Below are 19,109 nucleotides of genomic sequence, written 5' to 3'. Positions count from 1 at the left end.
ATGAGCACGACGACTGACCAACCAATCAAACTGACTTCGTTCTCGCACGGCGGCGGCTGCGGCTGCAAGATCGCGCCGGGCGTGCTGTCCGAAATCCTGAGCAAGTCCGCCGGTTTCCCGGTGCCGAAGGAGCTGATGGTCGGCATCGAGACGGCCGACGACGCCGCCGTCTACAAGCTCAACGACGAGCAGGCCCTGATCGCCACCACCGACTTCTTCATGCCGATCGTCGACGATCCCTTCGACTTCGGCCGAATCGCCGCGACCAATGCGATCTCGGACGTGTATGCGATGGGCGGCACCCCGATCATGGCCCTGGCCCTGGTCGGCATGCCGGTCAATAAGCTGCCGCTCGAGACCATCGGCCAGATCATCCGCGGCGGCGAATCGGTCTGCGCCGATGCCGGCATCCCGATCGCCGGCGGCCATACCATCGACTCGGTCGAGCCGATCTACGGGCTGGTGGTGATGGGCCTGGTGCATCCGTCCAAGATCAAGCGCAATGCCGACGCCAGAGTCGGTGACGTGCTCATTCTCGGCAAGCCGCTCGGCGTGGGCGTGCTGTCGGCCGCGCTGAAGAAGGATGCGCTGGGCGAAGAAGGCTACGCAGCCATGATCGCCAATACCACCAAGCTGAACAAGCCCGGGCGCCTGCTGGCCGAGATGCCGGGCGTGCACGCCCTGACCGACGTCACCGGCTTCGGCCTGCTGGGCCACCTGCTCGAGCTGGCGCGCGGCGCCGGACTGTCGGCCACGCTGGAGATGGACAAGGTGCCGCTGCTGCCCGGCGTGCTGCAGCTGGCCCAGGACGGCTTCTTCACCGGTGCCTCAGGCCGCAACTGGGATGCCTACGGCAAGGACGTCGACCTCGGGGCCGCCGTCACGCCGGCCCAGCGCGCGCTGCTGACCGACCCGCAGACTTCGGGCGGCCTGCTGGTGTCCTGCGACCCGGCCAGCGTGGACGAGGTGCTGGCGCTGTTCGCCCGTGAAGGTTTCGAGCATGCCGCCGTGATCGGCCGCATGGGCGAAGGCGCTGCGCGCGTCAGCGTCGCTTAAACGCTACCCCTGGCGGCGGCCAGCGCCTCGAACCGGTCCGCCAGCGCCTCGGCCTGGCGCTGCGGATCGAAGCCCGCATGACGCCGCCCGAAGGCCGCGGCGGCGTCGCGGTAGCCCGGCTGCCCCAACAGGCTTGCCACCAATGCCTCCCAGTCGCGCGTACGCGCCTGCTCCATCGCATTGATCCCCGCCCCCAGCTGCGCGACGCGGCGCGCCATCAGGAAGCCTTCCGTCGTATGCGGCAGCATCAAGAGCGGCCGCCCGGCCAGCAGGGCCTGCACGCTCAAGGCTTCTCCCGCGTGGCTGACCACCAGCTCGCAGCCGGCCAGCGCCTCCGGCAAGGTCACCGGTCCCGGCGCCCAGGCTAGATGTGGGTGCGCGAGCGGCGCCGGCGCGCCGCTGGCCAGCTCGGGCATGTAGCACAGCACCCGGCAGCCCTGCCGCAGCAGCGCCCCCAGCACCTCGGCGGTTTCCGGTACCCCGCGGCGCAGGTAGGCGAACACCCGCCTGCCCGCGCCGGCCGGCCATACGGGTGCGCATCCTTCAGGCTGCGGCAGGTTCGGCCCCAGCCAGGGGCCGCTGCCGCCGCGCGCGAAGTGGTCGAGTTCGGGCCAGGTGCACAGCAGCGGATGGTCCCCCAGCAGCAGTTCGGCGCCGCGCGCCAGCGGTGCGGCGCCGAGCGCGGCCAGCACGCGGTTGGCGCTGTCCAGCAGGCGCGCCTCGCCCGCGCGCAGCCGCGCCGGCTGCGGCGGCTCCCAGCTGCGCAGCGGCGGCAGGGGCTGGCCGGCGGGCGGCATCGTGAAGCCCGGTCCGACCGCCGCGCTGGGCAAGCCCAGGCTGCGCGCCGCCAGGATGGCGGTGGGCGCGTAGTCCGCGATCACCAGGTCGGGACGGCCTTGCCGGAACAGTCCGCGCCAGCCCTCGCACAGGCCGGCCAGCGCGTCCGCATCGAGGTAGCCGCAGGCCAGCAGGATCTCGGCCAGGCTGGCTTCCTCCGGCGGCAGGCCGGCGGCGCGGTGCAGCCAGACCGGCGCCTGCAGGCGCGCAATGCCGTCGAGCCGGGGGTCGACCAGCAGGCGGCGCGTGAGCACCAGGTCGCGCAGCACGAAGCTGACCTGGTGGCCGCGAGCGCGCAGCGGCAGCGCGATCGACTTGAGGCGGCCGGCATGCCCGAGGCCGCCGCCGAGTTCCCAGCAAAGGTAGAAGTGAGCCATGCCCGGCAGTGTAGCCGAAGCCCGGCTGCGGCCGACAGCCGCGGGATGGGGTCAGGACTGCGCGGCCGGCAGCCCGTCGGCATCGTCGGCACCAGCGCGGCCACCGTTCTCGCCTGGCGGCGACGGGAACCGGACCGGCGCCGGACTATTTAGGGACAGCACGACCGCGCTCAGCACCAGCAACACGAACAGCAGCACCATCAGCGCAAGCACGACCGGCAGCGGAAGGACGATAGCGACTGTCTGGCTCATGGCATCTCCCGATTCAATGGAACTTGCGCGCGCTTGAGCCAAGCCAAGCCGGCCGCGCAAGCCCATACTGTGCCATTGCCTTCGATAAAGAAATTGACCGGGCGCAAGAGCAACCCGCGCCGCGTAGGCGCCTCAGGCAGGCGGCGGCTCGGTATGCATCGGCTCCGGCAGCCGGTCGACCAATCCGTGCCCGACGCGTTCGTACTCGGCGATCACCTGGGCACCGAGCAGCAGCAGCGTGGCCGCGATCTCGAGGCTGAACATGACCACGATCGCCGTCGTCATCGAGCCGTACACGAGGTTCACCTGCGACAGGGTCGAGAAATACCAGACCAGCACACGCCGCGCGATCTCCCACAGCAGCGCCGCGCTGAAGCCGCCGATCAGCGCGTGCCACAGCGACAGGCGGCCGACCGGCATCACCAGGTAGATCGAGGTCAGCACCAGGATTTCGCCGAACAGCCCGAGCAGGTAGAGCAAGGCGCCCGAGACGCCGCCCAGCGACCACTGCACGCCGAACAACCAGATGCTCTCCTTGCCCAGCACTTCGAGCGCGCCGGCCACCAGGGTCACGATCATGACGCCGACGCCCAGCGCCAGGATGTAGCAGTACGGGAGCACGGCCGAAACCAGGAAGTGGCGGCGCCGGACCGACACCCGGTGGATGAAGATCACGCTCATCGCGTTCTCCAGCACCGTGAAGGCTAGCGAACTGAAGAACAGCATGGTGCCGCCCAGCACCCAGGTGATCAGCTCGCGGTTCTCGAGGAAGTGCGCCACCTCGTCCACGATCGGCTGCGACTGCCCCGGCACCAGCATGCCCAGGTAGCGCTGCAGGGTCTCGAGCAGCTCGGCCTGCTCGATGAAGTGCGACAGCGCCACCACCGCCAGCATCAGGAAGGGCACGATCGACAGCAAGGCGTAATAGGCGACGGCGCCGGCCAGCAGCAGGCCCTGGTTGGCGCGGAAACCCCGGATCACCTGCAGGCTGAAGTTGAGCGGGTGCGCCAGGATCCAGGCATTGGCGCGCTGGTCCAGCAGGCGCTCGCGCCAGCTCCTGCGCCGCGTCATCGGGCCAGCCTGATCCCGGTGAACTGCCAGCGCGCCCCGGCCGGGAAGAAGTTGCGGTAGCTGGCGCGCGCATGACCATCGGGCGTGGCACAGGAAGAGCCGCGCAGCACGTACTGGTTGACCATGAACTTGCCGTTGTATTCGCCGATGGCGCCGGCGGCCGGCGCATAGCCGGGGTAAGGCGCGTAGCTGCTGCTGGTCCACTGCCAGCAGGCCCCGAACATCTGCAGCAGGCCGTCGCCTTCCGCCGCTTCCGGGTGCAGGGCGCTGCCGGCGAGCGAGGCCTGGCGCGCGGCGAATTCCCACTCGGCCTCGGTCGGCAGGCGCGCGCCGCGCCAACGGGCATAGGCGTCGGCCTCGTACAGCGAGACGTGGGTGACCGGGCGCGCCGGATCGAGCGCCTGCACGCCGTGCAGGGTGAACTCGTTCCAGGCGCCGTCGTCCGATGTCATCCAGTAGAGCGGGTGCAGGATGTCGCCGCTGCATACCCGGTCCCAGCCTTCGGCCAGCCACAGGGAGGGATCGCGGTAGCCGCCGGCCCGGATGAATTCCAGGTACTCGCCATTGGTGACCAGGCGCGAAGCCAGCTCGAAGGGCGCGACGTAGGTGCGGTGGCGCGGCAGCTCGTTGTCGAAGCAGAAGCCGCTGCCGCCATAGCCGATTTCGGCCAGGCCGCCGTCGTACTCGATCCAGGCGGTCGGTTCCGGCGCCATGCCGGCCTCCATCTCCTGCGGCGAATAGGCGGGGTACAGCGGGTTCTGGGCCAGCAGGTGCTTGAGGTCGGTGAGCATCAGTTCCTGGTGCTGCTGCTCGTGCTGCAGCCCCAGTTCGAGCAGCCTGGCGACTTCAAGCCCGGCGCCTGCCGCCAGCAGCCTGGCGATGCGGCCGTCGACGTCCTGGCGGTAGGCGCGCACCTCGTCCAGCGCGGGGCGCGTGAGCAGGCCGCGCTGGGGGCGCGGATGCTTGGCGCCGATGCCGTTGTAATAGGAGTTGAACAGCACCCGGAAGGCCGGGTGGAAAGGCGCAAAGCCGGGCTCATGCGCTTCGAGGATGAAGGTCTCGAAGAACCAGGTGGTATGCGCCAGGTGCCATTTGACGGGGCTGGCGTCCGGCATCGACTGCGCGCAGCAATCCTCGCTAGATAAGGGTGCGGCGATCTCGAGCGAGCGCCGGCGCACCCGGTCGAAGGCGTGCAGGAGGTCTTCGCGCTGCCCGATGCCCATCAGTGGATCGCCTGTGCGTGGATCACCGCGAACCAGCGCTGCGGGTCGGTCCACACGCGGGTGGCCTCGAACCCGGACCGTTCCAGCAAGGCGATCGCATCGGCCTGCTGGTACTTGTAGCTGTTCTCGGTGTGGATGCGCTCGCCCGGCTCGAACACGCGCGAGCAGGCTTTGCCGCCGCAGTTCCAGTGCACCTCTTGGCGGCGCACCGCCTCCAGGTGCATCTCGACGCGGCCGCTCTCGGCCTGGTAGAAGCCGTGGTGGCGCCAGGCGCGGATGTCGAAGTCGGCCCCGACCAGGTGGTTCACGTGGCGCAGCACATTCAGGTTGAAGGCCGCGGTGACCCCGAGTGCGTCGTCATAGGCGGCGTCGAGCGTGGCCTTGTCCTTGGCCAGGTCGATGCCGATCAGCACGCCGCCATCGTCGCCGCACTGGGCGCGCAGGCGACGCAGGAAACCCAGGGCCTCGTCCGGGGTGAAGTTGCCGATCGAGGAGCCGGGGTAGAAGAACAGGCGCCGCGCGGCGCGTACCTGCGGGGGCAGCTCGAAGCGGCTGGAAAAGTCCATGCCCAGGGCTTCCATGTCGATGTGCGGGAAGCGCTGGCGCAGGCGCTCCAGGGCCTCGCACAGGAAGCTGGTCGAGATGTCGACCGCCACGTACTGAGCGGGGTTCAAGAGCGGGAACAGCGCCGCCGCCTTGGCGCAGTTGCCGGCGCCCAGGTCGACCAGCGTCGCCCCAGGGCCGGCCACGCGCGCGATCTCGGCCCCGTGGCGGGCGAAAATGGCGGCCTCGGTGCGGGTCGGGTAATACTCGGGCAGTTCGCAGATGGCCTCGAACAGCTTCGAGCCGAGCGCGTCGTACAGGAATTTGGGCGAGATCCAGGCGCCAGGGGCCTGGAGGCCGGCGTGCAGCTCGTCCGCCACATGGGCATTGGCGGCGCGCGGGCGGTCTTGTGTGCAGGAGATGTGCATAAGCGTTATCATTCGTGCCGCCATACCGCCGGATGCGCCATGGCATAGGGTTCAGTTGCTGTTTTTGCCATAATAGCGGATTCCGGATTTTCGCCGTTTCCCGCAGCCGTGCTGCCGTGACGTCCCCGGTTCACCACTTTCTACTACTTAATAAGAATGCCAACCATGACTTCGTACTCGACTTCGCGTGTCCTGAAAACCATGTTCGCCGCCGCTACGGTGAGCCTGAGCTTCGCCGCCGCCAGCGGCGCCTATGCCCAGAACACGCCGGGCGTGCTGCGCGTCTCGGCCATCCCGGACGAAGCGCCGACCGAGCTGCAGCGCAAGTTCGAGCCGCTGGGCAAGTACCTGTCCAAGGCAACCGGCCTGAAGGTCGAGTTCACCCCGGTGACCGACTACGCGGCCTCGGTCGAAGGCCTGATCAACCGCAAGATCGACATGGTCTGGTTCGGCGGCTTCACCTTCGTGCAGGCCAACGTGCGCAGCAAGGGCCAGGTCGTGCCGCTGGTGCAGCGCGCCGAAGACGAGAAATTCCGCTCGGTCTTCATCACTACCAAGCCGGACATCAACAAGCTGGAAGACCTGAAAGGCAAGACCCTGTCCTTCGGCTCGGAATCGTCGACCTCGGGCCACCTGATGCCGCGCTCCTTCCTGCTGGGCGCGAAGATCAACCCGGACACCGACCTCAAGCGCGTCGCCTTCTCGGGCGCGCATGACGCCACCGTGGCCGCGGTCGCGGGCGGCAAGGTCGACGCCGGCGCCCTGAACATCTCGGTCTGGGACAAGCTGGTGGAAACGAAGAAGGTCGACCCCAAGGTGGTGCGCGTGTTCTACACCACCCCGGGCTACTACGACTACAACTGGACCGTGCGCAGCGACATGAGCCCGGCCCTGCAGAAGAAGATCACCGACGCCTTCCTGGCGCTGGATGCCTCGACCCCGGAAGGCAAGCAGATCCTGGACCTGCAGCGCGCCACCAGGTTCGTCCCGACCAGGACCGCGAACTACGGCGCGATCGAGGCCGCGGCGCGCAACGCCGGCCTGCTGAAGTAATCGGGAGCTGGCTGCTGCGCGATGACTTTCCGGCTCGAGAAACTCACGGTACGCCACCTGGCGGCAACGGCGCAGGCGCCGGCCGCCCTCCATGAACTCGACCTGGACGTCGCTCCCGGCGAGCAGCTGGCCCTGATCGGCCCTTCCGGCGCCGGCAAGACCACCCTGCTCGCCACCCTCGCTTGCGCCCACCGCCCGCAGTCCTCGGACGTGGGCGGCTTCTCCGTGTTCGGACAAGACCCCTGGGCTCTGCCGCAATCGGCACGCCACCGCCTGCGCGCGCGCCTGTTCCTGGCGCCGCAGACCCCGCCGCTGCCGCCGCGCCAGCGCGTGGTCACCGCGGTGCTGGCCGCGCGCCTGCCCCACATGAGCCTGTGGCAGGCCTTCGCCTCGCTGGTGCGCCCGAGCGACCCGGATGCGGCCCACGCCGCCCTGGCGCGCTTTGGCCTGGGCGACAAGCTGTATGCGCGCGTCGACCGCCTGTCGGGCGGCGAACGCCAGCGCTGCGGCCTGGCACGCCTGCTGCTCTCCAGCGCCGAAGCCTTCCTGGTCGACGAGCCGATCTCCGCGCTCGACCCGGCGCTGGCGCGCCATACCCTGGCCACGCTGCAGCAGGAAGCCTCGGCGCGCAAGGCTAGCTTGGTGTGCAGCCTGCACCAGGTCGAGATGGCGCGCGCCCACTTCCCGCGCCTGGTCGGCCTGCGCGCCGGGCGCATCGTGTTCGATGCGGCGACTAGCGCGGTGAGCGACGCCATGATCGCCGCCCTGTACGAGAACGAGGCGGTCGAAGCGCCTTCCCAGCCCCCGCACGAGTCGCCCGAGCGGATCGCCGTCGGCGCCTGCTTCTGATGAAGGCCTCCCATCCGGACCCGGCCTGGCGCGGCCGCGTCAGCGCCACGCTCGTCGGCCTGCTGCTCCTGTGGCCGATGCTGGCGGCCAGCGAGTTCAAGCCCTGGCTGCTGTTCGACCCGCAAAGCCTGGCGGCGGCCTGGCACTTCCTGTCCGATTTCCTGCGTCCCTCGCTCGAGGGCGAGTTCCTGGCCATGGTGCTGCGCGAAACCTGGCAGACCGTGGCCATCGCCACCGCCGGCCTCTCGCTGGCCCTGCTGGGCGCGATTCCGGCCACCATGCTCATCAGCGAGCGCCTGTCGATTTCGCGCCTCGGCACCGGACGCATGCACCCGCTGGCTGCGCTGGTGCGCCAGCTGCTGCGCTGGGTGCTGGTGCTGCTGCGCAGCGTGCCCGAGCTGGTGTGGGCGCTGCTGTTCGTGCGCATCGTCGGGCTCGGGCCGACCGCCGGGGTGCTGGCCATCGCCCTGGCCTATTCGGGCATGCTGGCCAAGGTCTATGCCGAGATCCTGGAATCGTCCAGCGCCCATGCGACCGACATCCTGCTGGCCAACGGCAGCGGACGCCTCCCGGCCCTCCTGTACGGCGCCCTGCCGGAATCGAGCGCCGAACTGGTGTCCTACACCGTCTACCGCTGGGAATGCGCGATCCGTGGCTCGGCGGTGATGGGCTTCGTCGGCGCCGGCGGCCTGGGCCAGCGCATGGAAGAGTCGACCAAGATGATGGCGGGCGGCGAAGTGTCCACCATGCTGATCATGTTCGTGCTGCTGGTGGCGCTGGCCGACCTGGTCTCCAAACTGCTGCGCCGGAGGCTCGGATGAACCCGCAGTTGCCGCCACCGCCGCCGCGCAGCTGGGGCACCCCGGTGCTGCTGCTGGCGCTGGCCGCCCTGGTGGTGGCAAGCTTTGCCTCGCTGCCGCTGCAATGGTCGGCCTTCTTTACGCCCGAGGCGCTGGCGTCCGGCGCGGAATTCCTGGCCGGCTTCACGCCGCCCGAGACCGGCCGCGCCTTCCTCGCCAAGACCGCCGGCGCACTGTGGGAGACGCTGGCCATGTCCCTGGTCGGCACCCTGCTGGCGGTGGTCGGCGGCATGCTGCTGGCCCTGCCCGCAGCCGGCCGCCTTGGCCGGGTGCTGCGCGGCCTGACCCGGGCGCTGCTGAACATCCTGCGCTCGATCCCGGAACTGGTGTGGGCTGCGCTGCTGCTGGTCGCGGCCGGCCTCGGCCCCTTCGCCGGCACGCTGGCGCTGGCGGCGCACACCAGCGGCGTACTGGGGCGCCTGTTCGCCGACGCCCTCGAGAACGTCGAGCCGCTGCCGGAAGCGAGCCTGCGCACCAACGGCGCGGCACCGCTCGCCGCCTTCCTGTACGCTACCCTGCCGCAGGCCCTGCCGCAGATGCTGTCCTATACCCTGTACCGCTGGGAGAACAACATCCGCGCGGCCGCCGTACTGGGCGTGGTCGGCGCCGGCGGGCTGGGCCAGATGCTGAAATACCACCTGTCGCTGTTCCAGATGCAGAGCGCGGCCACCGTCGTGATCGCGATGCTGCTGCTGGTGGCCAGCGTGGATGCCCTCAGCTTCGCGCTGCGCCGTACGCTGACCCGCTAAGAGATCGCGATGCTCGTCCTCGACAACCTGACCAAATCCTACGGTGGCCGCACGGTGCTGTCGCAGCTGTCGCATGCCTTCCGGGCCGGCGAGTTCGTGGCCATCATGGGCGAGTCGGGGGTCGGCAAGTCGACCCTGCTGAACATCATCGCGGGCCTGGACGCGCCCGACGCGGGCCAGGTGATCGTGGACGGCACGCCGATGTCGGCGCTCGACGACGCCGCGGCGACCCGCCTGCGCCGCACCCGCATGGGCTTCATCTTCCAGGCCTTCCACGTGCTGCCGCACCTGACGCTGCGCCAGAACGTGGCGCTGCCGCTGCTGCTGAACCGCACACCGGACGGGCGCGCCGACGAGATGCTGGCCGCGGTCGGCCTGGCCGGACGCGGCAACGACTTCCCGCGCCAGCTGTCCGGCGGCGAACTGCAGCGCGTGGCGATCGCCCGCGCGCTGGTGCACCGCCCCGCCCTGCTGCTGGCGGACGAGCCGACCGGCAACCTCGACCCCGAGACGGCCGGGGGCATCCTCGAGCTGCTGCGCCGCGAAACCCGCGCGAGCGGCGCCGGCGCCATCATGGTCACCCACTCCCACGCGGCGGCCGCCATGGCCGACAAGGTGCTGCTCCTGACACGTTCCGGATTGAAATTAGCGTAAATTCCGCGAAGAAAGACCGATGTTGCGGTCCGTTACGTTCAATTCGCAAATCGCGTGCAGCGCAATCGTAGTAATATCACAACGACCCCACCACAAGAGCCGTGACAAAAGGGGGCTATTTCCAGAACAAGTCGATCTGTCCCGAATTATCGTTTTTATATTCGGAGAAGCACCATGAGCGTACGACAGAAAAAACAGGAAATGCTCGCCGCGATGCACCGGGCCCGTGCCCTGGAGCCGTCGAGCTTCGTGCCCAACAAACTGCTCGACACCCTGATCGAGCGCATGCAGCTGAAGAATGATGCCGAGCTGTGCCGCGTACTCGAGGTGCAGCCGCCGATCATCAGCAAGATCCGCCACCGCAAGCTTAACGTCGGCGCCACGATCCTGCTGCGCATGCACGAGAAATCGAACATCCCGATCCGCGAACTCAAGGAGCTCACCAGCGCCTCGATACACTAGGACGCGCTTAGTCCTGGCTGGCTGGCCGGCGGCCTTCCAGTCTTGAGCTGAGGCAGCGCCGCCAGCACCGCCTTGAGGGTCGCGATGTCGACCTGGCCCAGCAGGGCCACGCCGATGCGCAGCAGCTCGCTCTTCTTGACGTCGATGCCGGCGCGCAGGCAGGCCTGCTTGACCTCGGCAAGCACGGCGTATTCCTGCTCGGGCATGGTGAAGCTGTCGCGCACCAGGACCGGGCGCGCGGTGTCGGCCTGGCGTACCGCGGCCGGGGCTGCCGCCTTGCGCGCGGCGCGTTTCGCCACCGGGGCGGCCAGCGACTTCGCCGCCGCCTTCGCGGCTACCTTGACGGTGGGTTTGGCAGCGGGTTTGGCAGGCTTTGCTGCCTTGGCGGCCGGCTTCGCGGCAGGTTTGACTGCTTTGGCAGGCGCGGCTTTCGCACGCGCGGCTCCCTTGGCTGCCGCCGGGACGGCAGCGGACTTCCTGGGCATTACTGACTCCATCGTTCAACAAGCTAAACAATATAGTCGATTTGCCCGCCGAGTGCCACGGTGTGCGTCACCCACTGTGATGTGACGCCTTACCCCGCGTCGTGTCCGTCCTCGTCCGCAAACTCCCGCGCGATGCCGGCGAATTCCGCCTCGATCGCAAAGAAGGCGTCCAGCACGTCCGGGTCGAAATGCGTGCCGCGGCCCTGGCGCATGATCTCGAGCGACTGCGCGTGGGAGAACGGCGGCTTGTAGACGCGGCGCGAGATCAGCGCATCGTAGACGTCGGCCACCGCCATCAGGCGCGCCGAGACCGGGATCGCGTCGCCGCTCAGGTTTTCCGGGTAGCCGCTGCCGCCCCATTTCTCCTGGTGCGAATGGGCGATCTCGCGCGCGAACATCAGGAAGCTGTTGCTGCCGCCCAAGTGCTTCTCGGCCAGCATGATGGTGTCGCGCCCGTAGGCCGCGTGCAGCTTCATCACCTCGAATTCCTCCGGGTCGAGCTTGCCCTGCTTCTGCAGGATGCGGTCGGGAATGGCGACCTTGCCGATGTCGTGCAGCGGCGCCGACTTGGTCATCAGCTCGATGTTCTCGTCGCTCAGGCTGGCAGCGAAGCGCGGGTGGCTGCGCAGCTTCATCGCCAGCGCGCGCATGTAGCGCTGGGTGCGGCGGATGTGGTTGCCGCTCAGGCCATCGAGCGTCCTGTCGCGGGTCTCGGCCATCGCCCCCATCGCCAGGATCAGGGCTTCCTGCATCAGGAGCAGCTGCGCGGTGCGCTGCTGGACCATGCGTTCCAGGTTCTCGTTATGCTCCTGCAACAGCTTGCGCGCGGAGCGCAGGGTCAGGTGGGTCGAGACGCGCGCGAACAGGATCGGCGGGCTGATCGGCTTGCCGAGGTAGTCGACCGCGCCCACCGACAGGCCCATCGCCTCGTCCTCGATCTGGTTCTTCGCGGTCAGGAAGATCACCGGGATGTCGCTGGTGGCCGGGTTGGCCTTCAGTTGGCGGCAGGTCTCGTAGCCGTCCATCCCCAGCATCATCACATCGAGCAGGATCAGGTCCAGGTCCGGGGTGGCCGCGGCGACCTGCAGCGCGGTGCTGCCGTTGGTGGCGACCTTGGTGTGGTACTTGTCCTTCAGCAGGCGCGACAGCAGCATGATGTTGTCCGGCGTATCGTCGACAATCAGGATCGTCGGCCGGTATGGTCGGTCATGCTGCGCGTCCTGCGGCATCCGGTCCTTCAATGAATTCATAGTTGTTCCGCAATGGAGGAAGAAGCGCCGCTGGCCTGGGTCAGCACCAGGCGCGCCTCTTCGAATTCGTAACGCGACAGGTGCGCCTCGAGGCGCGCCAGCGCGCCCGGGCCGAGCAGGCGGCCCAGGGAAGCGCGCACTGTGTCGAAATAATCGGTGGCTTCGCCCGAGAACTCGGCCAGCAGGCGTTCCAGCTGGGCCGCGGCCGCGTGGGCGCGCTCGGTGTCGCTGCGGTCCGGCTCGCCGTTCTCGCGCGGCGCCGCGGCCGGCACTTCAGGGGCGTTGGCGAAGTAGCAGTCGAGCGCATCCATCAGGTCGGCCATGGCGCGCTCGAGCGCCGCCACGCTGCGCTCGAGCGCGGCAAGCTCAGGCTCGCGCAGCGCCGGCCGGGCGGCCAGCTCTTCGATCTCGCGCGCCAGCGACATCAGCTCGCGTGCGCCGATGTTGCCGGCCACCCCGCGCAGCGAATGCGCACGGCTGGCCACCTCGCGCAGGCGGCCGCCGTCGAAGTCGCTGCGTATGCTGCAGCCGGCGTCGCGCTGGGAGCTGCGGAAGCGGTCCAGCAGCTCGACGTAAAGGGCGCTGTTGCCGCCGACGTTGCGCAGGCCGAAGCCCGCATCGATGCCGGCCAGGCCCGGCAGCGGCGCCAGCTCGGCGGCATGGTCCTGGCCCGGCAGCGCGGGCGTCGCAAACCGCGCCGGCATCGCCTTGCCCATCCAGCGCGCCAGGGTGGCGTACAGCTTTTCCGGATCGACCGGCTTGGTGATGTAATCCTGCATCCCTTCGCTCAGGCAGCGCTCGCGGATCTCGGCCAGCGCATGCGCCGTCATCGCGATCACCGGCAGCTCGTCGAAGCGCGGGTCCTTGCGCAGCTCGACCGTGGCCGCGTGGCCGTCGAGCTGCGGCATCTCGAGGTCCATCAGCACCAGGCGGTAGGCGCCGGGGCCGGCGTCGAACAGCTTTTCCAGGGCCTGCTGGCCGGTCGAGGCCACGTCCACGTCCACGCCCTGGGCTTCGAGCAGCTCGCGCGCGATCTGCTGGTTGACCAGGTTGTCCTCGACCACCAGCACGCGCGCGCCATGCGCCTGGGCGCGCGCGACGATGGCGCCGCCCCCGCCCGCCTGGGCGGCAGTGAACAGGCCGGCCAGGGTGCCGGACAGCGCCGACTGCACGAAGGGCTTGAACAGGAAGCCGTTGACGCCCGCCTCTTCCGCACTGGCCTGCACGTCCTCGCGCCCGAAAGCGGTCACCAGCACGGTCAGCGGAGGCGCGCACAAGTCCTTGTTCGCTCTGATGCGGCGCACCAGCTCGATGCCATCCATGCGCGGCATGGTGCAGTCCGTCAGAACCAGGCGGTAAGGCATGCCGGCGGCATCGGCCGCGATGATGGCGCCTTCGGCGTGGCGCGCATCCGATGCGCACTCGACTCGCAGCGGCAGCGCCGCCAGGGCCTCGCGAAGGATGGCGCGCGCCAGCGCGCTGTCGTCGACCACCAGCACGCGCGCGCCGGTCAGCTCCGGCGGCGCCACCAGCGTCGACTCGGGTTCGCCCGACAGGGCGAAATCGAGGTCGAAGTGGAAGGTCGAGCCGGCACTGGGGGCGCTGTCGACCGCGATGCGCCCGCCCATCAGGCCCACCAGCTGCTGCGAGATCGACAGCCCCAGGCCGGTGCCGCCGTACTCGCGCGTGGTCGAGCCGTTGGCCTGGCTGAAGGCGCGGAACAGCTTGGCCTGCTGCTCCTCGCCGATGCCGATGCCGGTGTCGCGCACGGCGAAGCGCAGCTTCACGCGTCCCGGCTCGGCGCCTTTCAGCGGGATGCAGGACAGCTGGATCTCCCCCGCTGGCGTGAACTTGACCGCGTTGTTGACCAGGTTGATCAGGACCTGGCCCAGGCGCAGCGGGTCGCCCACCAGCTTGCGCGGCACCGCGTGCGGCACGTGGAACAGGTATTCGAGGCGCTTGTCGGCGGCGCGCTGGCTGGTGACGCTGGCCACGTTGCCGAGCACCTCGTCCAGGCAGAACGGCACCTGCTCGACGTCGAGCTTGCCCGCCTCGATCTTGGAAAAGTCGAGGATGTCGTTGATGATCCCGAGCAGCGACAGCGCGGCCCGGTGGATCTTGCCGACGTAGTCCTGCTGCTTGGGATTGAGGTCGGTGCGCAGCGCCAGGTAGGCCATGCCGATGATCGCGCTCATCGGGGTGCGGATCTCGTGGCTCATGTTGGCCAGGAACTCGGACTTGGCCACGTTTGCCGCCTCCGCGCGCAGGTTCGACTGGGTCAGTTCCTCGGTGCGGGCGGCGATCTTCTGCTCCAGGTCCTCGTTCAGTTCGCGCAACTGCTGCTCGATGCGGCTCTTCTCGCGCAGCAGGCCGTTGGTCACCTGCTCGGCCTGGCGCAGCCGGTTCAGGGTGTCGCGGAAACTGCGCACCGCCGACGACAGGCGCCCGACCTGGTCGCGCCGGCCGATGCCGGACAGCCGGATGTCGGTCTCGCCGCGCGCCAGCTTCTCGAGCGCGTCCTGGATGTCGGCGAAGGGCTGCGACATGCGCCGCCCGACCACGAACACGCAGGCCACGATGGCCAGCGTGAGCAGGATATTGGCGCTAGCCGTATGCACGATCTGCTTGCGCAGGTCCTCGTCGATCTGTTCGCGCGAGAAGGCCAGCTCGATCGCTCCCACCGGGTACTTGCGGGTGCCGTCGTTGTAGTGGATCCGCTGGCGTATCCACAATTCGGCCCGGGTGTCGTCGTGGCTGCCGAGCGCCGCGATCAGGCTGCCGTCCGGAGCCAGCACGCGCAGGGTCTGCACTTCGGGCGTCGCGCCGAGCGCGTCCACCACCGAGGACACCGCGGCGCTGTTGATGTCGAACAGCGGGCGCGCCAGCGCCTGCGACAGCACGCGCGCCTGGCGCTCCATGCGTTCCTGCAGGCGCGCGTCGGCGTCCAGGCGCAGGGTATGCAGCGTATAGGTGGTATACACCCCGGTCGACAGCGCGACTGCGAGCACGATGCCGGCGCCGAGCCGGAACACGATATTCTGGCGCCAATTCTCGACCAGGCGGCGCGGCACCACGCGCACCCGGCTACGGCGGCCGTTAATGATCTCCCCCGCGACTGCCGAGCCGTCGGCCGCCGAGCTCCTGCTGTTCGCGCTTGCGGTAGGCGGGACTGTTGCGCACCTCTTCGATCGCATTCCACAGGCGCGTGGCCAGCTGCGGCTGACTGGTGGCCAGGGCGTTCGACAGCACCAGGAAATAGGGTTTTTCCATCAGCGGCAGCGGCAGCATTTCGAGCCGCTTGCCATGCGGACCGCGCATCAGGCGCGCGGCATCGCCACCGCCCATCGCGGCGCCCGCCAGGCGGCCGGCGACCAGTTTCTGCATCAGTTCGTCCGAACGCTGGCTGCCGTCGTCGGTCGCCACGCCCTGCGCGCGCAGGAAATCGCCCACCGAATAGCCGAGCTGGAAGCCGATGCGGCCGTCCAGGTTGCGGATGCTCTTGCCGTCCCAGTCGAGGCGGCTGCCGCGCGGGCGCACCAGCATGTAGGTATCGAGGTGCATGCGCTTGGAGGCGTCGACGCGCGGGTCGGACGCGCCCGCGGCCACGCCCGGGTAGGCGCCGAGCGCCATGCGCTCGCGGTTGAAGCTGACCGCGAAGGCCCCGCCGACCTGGTTCGCCTTGAGCTGCTCGAGGCAGCGCTTCCAGGGCATGCTTTGATAATCGAAGGTGACGCCTGTGCGTTTCGCGACCTCGGCCAGCAGTTCGAAGTTCAGCCCGCCGCCATCGAGGGTGCGCCAGGGCCGCACTTCCTGGCGCTCGAAACACAGGGTGAGGTGCTCACCCGACGCGGCCTGCGCCCAGGCATGCGCAAGCAGGCAACAGACGGCCAGGGCGGAAAGCAGGTAGCGGCGCATGGACAGCTGGCAAGAGGCATGGTTGAACGAACAACACAAGTATGCCACCAGAAGTTTCCAAACAACAGTAAAAACGAGAATTCAGCATGGAAAACGACAGCGCCGGTCGCGCGTCGCTTCAGGCCGCGAGGAGCATCTGCGAACGCACCTGATTGCGCCCTTCGTTCTTGGCGAGGTAGACCGCCGCATCGGCGGCGGCAAACAGATCCTTGATGCCCTGGCCTTCCGTCATGGTCGCCACGCCGATGGAGACCGTGGCCTGCACTCTCGGCTTGTTCAACAGGGGCGCCTGGGCGATGCCGGTACGGATACGTTCGCCCACCTCCATCGCGGTAGCCAGCGAGGTTTCCGGCAGCACGACGACGAACTCCTCGCCGCCGAAACGCGCACACACATCGTTGGAACGCAGGAAGCTGCGCAGCGCCTGCGCGAAGGCGCGCAGGACGTCGTCGCCCACCATGTGGCCGAATTCGTCGTTGATGTGCTTGAAGAAGTCGATGTCAAGCATCAGGATCGAGAAAGGCCGGCCCGAGGAAGCAAACTGCGCCACCTGCTGCTTGAGGACGTCATCGAGCGCCCGGCGGTTCCAGTGCCCGGTCAGCGCATCGGTCGCCGCATCGAGCTCGACTTTCTGCAGCGCCGCGCGCAACTGCGCCGCCAGGGAAGCATTGGCATGCTGCAGGCGTATCCCTTCGAGCAAACGCTGCGAGATCGCGCGCGTATAGTAGGCAGTCAGGGCAATGAATACGCTCAGGCCGGCAGCGTAGTCGAGCGCGCTCGGGGTGCCGGCAAGCAGCAGCAATCCCGACACCGATACCGCCCACTGCATGCCGATTTGTCCGTAATAAGCCACCACGAAGGTGCCGTACACCTGGGCGTTGATCGAGGTGACGCCGCACAGCAGCGCCATCAGGATGGCGTCGAGCGCCGGGTCGTAGCCGATCAGGAACCAGGTCAAGAGCCCCCATGCGAAGCCGTCCAGTGCGGCGATCCAGCGCAGGCGGACGCCATGCATCGCCAGCGTCGAGCCGGCGCCGATCATCCGCTGCAGGACCCACAGGCTGCCGGCCCAGATCGCGGCGGCGCTGCCCAGCCACAATGCGATCGACTGCATCGGCACATGGTCCCGGCAAAACCACGCGGCAAGCAGCCAGCCGACCGGCGTGGTGCTCAGTGCGCGACGAAGCGCAATCGCACATTCCGAAAAACCTGTCGCGCGCGCAAGCGCCAGGTCGGATTCGCCCATGGGCTGATTGGTGGTCACGACGTCATCGAGAGCTGGTGAAGGAATGTTGTCGCCCGCACCGCGCCTCTTAACGTGAGGTCAACATTGTTTGCGGACATGTAACTTTCAATATCTTGTCAGGCTCGGACAAAGATGTCCAGAAGAAACATGTTCTTGTTGTCGCCTGTCCTCTCCCGGCCGATTCCAGCCGGCCGGGGCAGCGGCATCTAGCTCTCGACAGTCACGGCCGCCGCCTGGCTGACCCGGTTGCGCCCGGCCTCCTTGGCCGCGCGCAGGGCGTCGTCGGCGCGCTGGAACAGGGTCACGGTGCTGTCTTCCGGGCGGATCACGGTCACGCCGAAGCTGGCCGTCATGGCGATCATCGCGCGTTCGCTCTTGACCGGCGAACTGGCGATCGCGGCGCGGATGCGCTCGGCCACCAGCAGAGCCTCGTCCAGGTTGGTGCGCGGCAGCAGGATCGCGAACTCCACGCCTACCAGACGCCCCACCAGGTCGGAATCGCGCAGCTGGCGCTTGCACAGGTCCACCACGTGGCGCAGCACGGCGTCGCCGGCCGGGTGGCCGTAGCCGTCGTTGACGCGCTTGAACTGGTCGAGATCGAGCACCACCAGCGCGGTCGGCAGGCCGGGCCGGCGCGCCAGCGCCATCCAGGGCGCCAGGGCATTGAAGAAGCCGCGCCGGTTCGGCACGTCGGTGAGCGGGTCCACCACCTCGAGGCGCGCCAGTTCGCGCCCCAGGCGTTCGCGTCCCAGCAACAGCACGCCGAAGGCGTTGGCCAGCATCAGGAGATACAGCGCGGCGCTGGAGAACTGGCGCAGCAGTTCGCTCGACAGCCAGCGCCAGCCGCCCGGCAGCAGCAACACCGACAGGCCGCGCGCCGCCACCAGCAGCGCCAGCACGGCGGTCACCAGAGCCAGGAAGCGCTGCAGCAGGCTGGCCTGGCGCCAGCCGGCGGCCAGCGCCGCTGCACAGTTCAGGTAGAGGGCGCCGAGCAGCAGCGACGCCGCCAGACTGCGCAGCCCCTGCTCGTCGACCAGGTAGCAGAGCAGGAAGACCAGGATCGCCAGCCCGCCAGCCAGCAGGGTGGGACGGCGCCAGCCGTCGCGGCCGGCCTCCTGCCAGGACGCGCCGCCCTCGATGGCGACGCCGGCGAACAGCAGCGCATAGCCGCCCGGCAGCGCCAGCGCTTCGGGCACCACGCCGGCCCCGCCCAGCGCCAGCAGGGTCCAGGCGCCCGCCTGCACCTGCTTCGACAAGGCCCAGGCGCTCAAGGCCGCCGGGCGCACGGGGCCGTGGTCGAAGAAGGTCAGCAGCGCGCACAGGGCCAGGTTGCCCAGGGCCAGCACCAACACCATCGTGGTCGCGTCCAGGTTCGTCATGTGTCGGTTCTACTGTCAGTACTCGTGTTCGACCAGGGTGGTGCCGTCGCCCACCTTGCTGGCCCAGGCGCGGCTGAAATAATCCTGCTCCTCGGGACTCGGGGGCGCGTGCCAGAACACGATCAGGGTGCCCTTGTGGTCGTGAAGCTGGGTCAGCTTGTCGACGAAACCGGCGTTGCCGGCGCTGTCGGCCAGGGCCATCGCGTAGCCGTACACGCGCTGCAGGCGCTCGAGACGGTCGGGCTCGGTCTGGGCGTTGGTGGCGGTGATGGAAGGATGGTCCAGGAACATGGGAGTCGGTCTTTGTTCGGATGGCCAGCTTATCAGAAAGCGATGCCGCAGAACAAGCTAGTCCCTTGGGGAGAGCGCTCGCCTATACTGGCGTCATGTCCGCCTCGCCCGACCAGCCACCCTCCCTTC

19 protein-coding genes are annotated in these 19,109 nt (G+C 68.7%); 7 read left to right on the top strand and 12 right to left on the bottom strand.

The window, feature by feature from the left end; translation table 11 throughout:
• Nucleotides 1–1,056, top strand: a complete 1,056-nt coding sequence (gene selD / locus FG94_RS12190; protein WP_036211824.1) for a selenide, water dikinase SelD — start codon at nt 1–3, stop codon at nt 1,054–1,056.
• Here selD and FG94_RS12185 read toward each other — a convergent pair.
• From FG94_RS12185 to egtD, 5 genes are all read right to left on the bottom strand, one after another.
• Nucleotides 1,053–2,270 (bottom strand): glycosyltransferase, encoded by a 1,218-nt coding sequence (locus FG94_RS12185; RefSeq protein WP_036211822.1) that lies wholly within the window; start codon nt 2,268–2,270, stop codon nt 1,053–1,055. The two genes, selD and FG94_RS12185, sit on opposite strands and share 4 nt — an antisense overlap.
• Before the next feature lie 51 nt (nt 2,271–2,321).
• The gene (locus tag FG94_RS12180; protein WP_036211819.1) at nt 2,322–2,522 is read right to left on the bottom strand and encodes a hypothetical protein; all 201 of its coding nucleotides are present in this window, start codon (nt 2,520–2,522) and stop codon (nt 2,322–2,324) included.
• Nucleotides 2,523–2,654: 132 nt separating this feature from the next.
• The gene (locus tag FG94_RS12175) at nt 2,655–3,593 is read right to left on the bottom strand and encodes a YihY/virulence factor BrkB family protein (RefSeq protein ID WP_051996576.1); all 939 of its coding nucleotides are present in this window, start codon (nt 3,591–3,593) and stop codon (nt 2,655–2,657) included.
• Nucleotides 3,590–4,816 (bottom strand): ergothioneine biosynthesis protein EgtB, encoded by a 1,227-nt coding sequence (egtB, locus tag FG94_RS12170; protein WP_036211816.1) that lies wholly within the window; start codon nt 4,814–4,816, stop codon nt 3,590–3,592. Before egtB ends, FG94_RS12175 begins: the two co-directional genes overlap by 4 nt.
• The gene (gene egtD / locus FG94_RS12165; protein ID WP_051996574.1) at nt 4,816–5,787 is read right to left on the bottom strand and encodes an L-histidine N(alpha)-methyltransferase; all 972 of its coding nucleotides are present in this window, start codon (nt 5,785–5,787) and stop codon (nt 4,816–4,818) included. Before egtD ends, egtB begins: the two co-directional genes overlap by 1 nt.
• A 165-nt stretch (nt 5,788–5,952) precedes the next feature.
• Here egtD and FG94_RS12160 point away from each other — a divergent pair, with 165 nt between their 5' ends.
• The 6 genes from FG94_RS12160 (at nt 5,953) to FG94_RS12135 (ending at nt 10,414) form a co-directional block, all read left to right on the top strand.
• Nucleotides 5,953–6,840, top strand: a complete 888-nt coding sequence (locus FG94_RS12160) for a putative selenate ABC transporter substrate-binding protein (protein WP_036211810.1) — start codon at nt 5,953–5,955, stop codon at nt 6,838–6,840.
• Between the two features lie 21 nt (nt 6,841–6,861).
• Nucleotides 6,862–7,689 carry a phosphonate ABC transporter ATP-binding protein gene (locus tag FG94_RS12155; RefSeq protein ID WP_036211807.1) on the top strand — a complete coding sequence of 276 codons (828 nt, stop codon included), beginning with the start codon at nt 6,862–6,864 and terminating at the stop codon, nt 7,687–7,689.
• Nucleotides 7,689–8,510, top strand: a complete 822-nt coding sequence (locus FG94_RS12150) for an ABC transporter permease (protein WP_036211805.1) — start codon at nt 7,689–7,691, stop codon at nt 8,508–8,510. The genes FG94_RS12155 and FG94_RS12150 overlap by 1 nt, the downstream gene beginning before the upstream one ends.
• On the top strand, nt 8,507–9,298 hold the full coding sequence (gene phnE / locus FG94_RS12145; protein WP_036211803.1) for a phosphonate ABC transporter, permease protein PhnE: 792 nt from the start codon (nt 8,507–8,509) through the stop codon (nt 9,296–9,298). The genes FG94_RS12150 and phnE overlap by 4 nt, the downstream gene beginning before the upstream one ends.
• Nucleotides 9,299–9,307: 9 nt before the next feature.
• Entirely contained in the window at nt 9,308–9,952 is a 645-nt protein-coding gene (locus FG94_RS12140; RefSeq protein ID WP_036211801.1) for an ABC transporter ATP-binding protein, read from the top strand.
• Between the two features lie 174 nt (nt 9,953–10,126).
• Complete coding sequence (locus FG94_RS12135; RefSeq protein WP_036211798.1) at nt 10,127–10,414, top strand: hypothetical protein; 288 nt, start codon at nt 10,127–10,129, stop codon at nt 10,412–10,414.
• Here the strand turns inward: FG94_RS12135 and FG94_RS27665 are convergent.
• The 7 genes from FG94_RS27665 to FG94_RS12100 form a co-directional block, all read right to left on the bottom strand.
• On the bottom strand, nt 10,411–10,899 hold the full coding sequence (locus tag FG94_RS27665) for a hypothetical protein (RefSeq protein ID WP_036211795.1): 489 nt from the start codon (nt 10,897–10,899) through the stop codon (nt 10,411–10,413). The genes FG94_RS12135 and FG94_RS27665 overlap by 4 nt on opposite strands.
• Nucleotides 10,900–10,988: 89 nt before the next feature.
• A complete protein-coding gene (locus tag FG94_RS12125) occupies nt 10,989–12,149 on the bottom strand; it encodes a two-component system response regulator (protein WP_229445930.1) in 1,161 nt (386 codons plus the stop codon).
• Nucleotides 12,146–15,223, bottom strand: a complete 3,078-nt coding sequence (locus FG94_RS12120) for a hybrid sensor histidine kinase/response regulator (protein WP_161783963.1) — start codon at nt 15,221–15,223, stop codon at nt 12,146–12,148. The genes FG94_RS12125 and FG94_RS12120 overlap by 4 nt, the downstream gene beginning before the upstream one ends.
• 22 nt (nt 15,224–15,245) lie before the next feature.
• Nucleotides 15,246–16,064 (bottom strand): ABC transporter substrate-binding protein, encoded by an 819-nt coding sequence (locus FG94_RS12115; protein WP_036211789.1) that lies wholly within the window; start codon nt 16,062–16,064, stop codon nt 15,246–15,248.
• 118 nt (nt 16,065–16,182) lie between these two features.
• Nucleotides 16,183–17,328, bottom strand: coding sequence for a diguanylate cyclase (locus FG94_RS26025; protein ID WP_152570956.1), 1,146 nt, complete (start codon nt 17,326–17,328; stop codon nt 16,183–16,185).
• 188 nt (nt 17,329–17,516) lie between these two features.
• Nucleotides 17,517–18,689, bottom strand: a complete 1,173-nt coding sequence (locus tag FG94_RS12105) for a diguanylate cyclase (protein ID WP_036211786.1) — start codon at nt 18,687–18,689, stop codon at nt 17,517–17,519.
• A gap of 15 nt (nt 18,690–18,704) precedes the next feature.
• On the bottom strand, nt 18,705–18,980 hold the full coding sequence (locus FG94_RS12100) for a hypothetical protein (RefSeq protein ID WP_036211783.1): 276 nt from the start codon (nt 18,978–18,980) through the stop codon (nt 18,705–18,707).
• Nucleotides 18,981–19,109 lie beyond the last annotated feature (129 nt).

This window comes from Massilia sp. LC238 (assembly GCF_000735635.1).
Classification (GTDB): Bacteria; Pseudomonadota; Gammaproteobacteria; order Burkholderiales; family Burkholderiaceae_D; genus Telluria; species Telluria varians.
The sequence above is the reverse complement of the archived record's forward strand: the minus strand, read 5'-3'. Positions and strand labels throughout refer to the sequence as shown.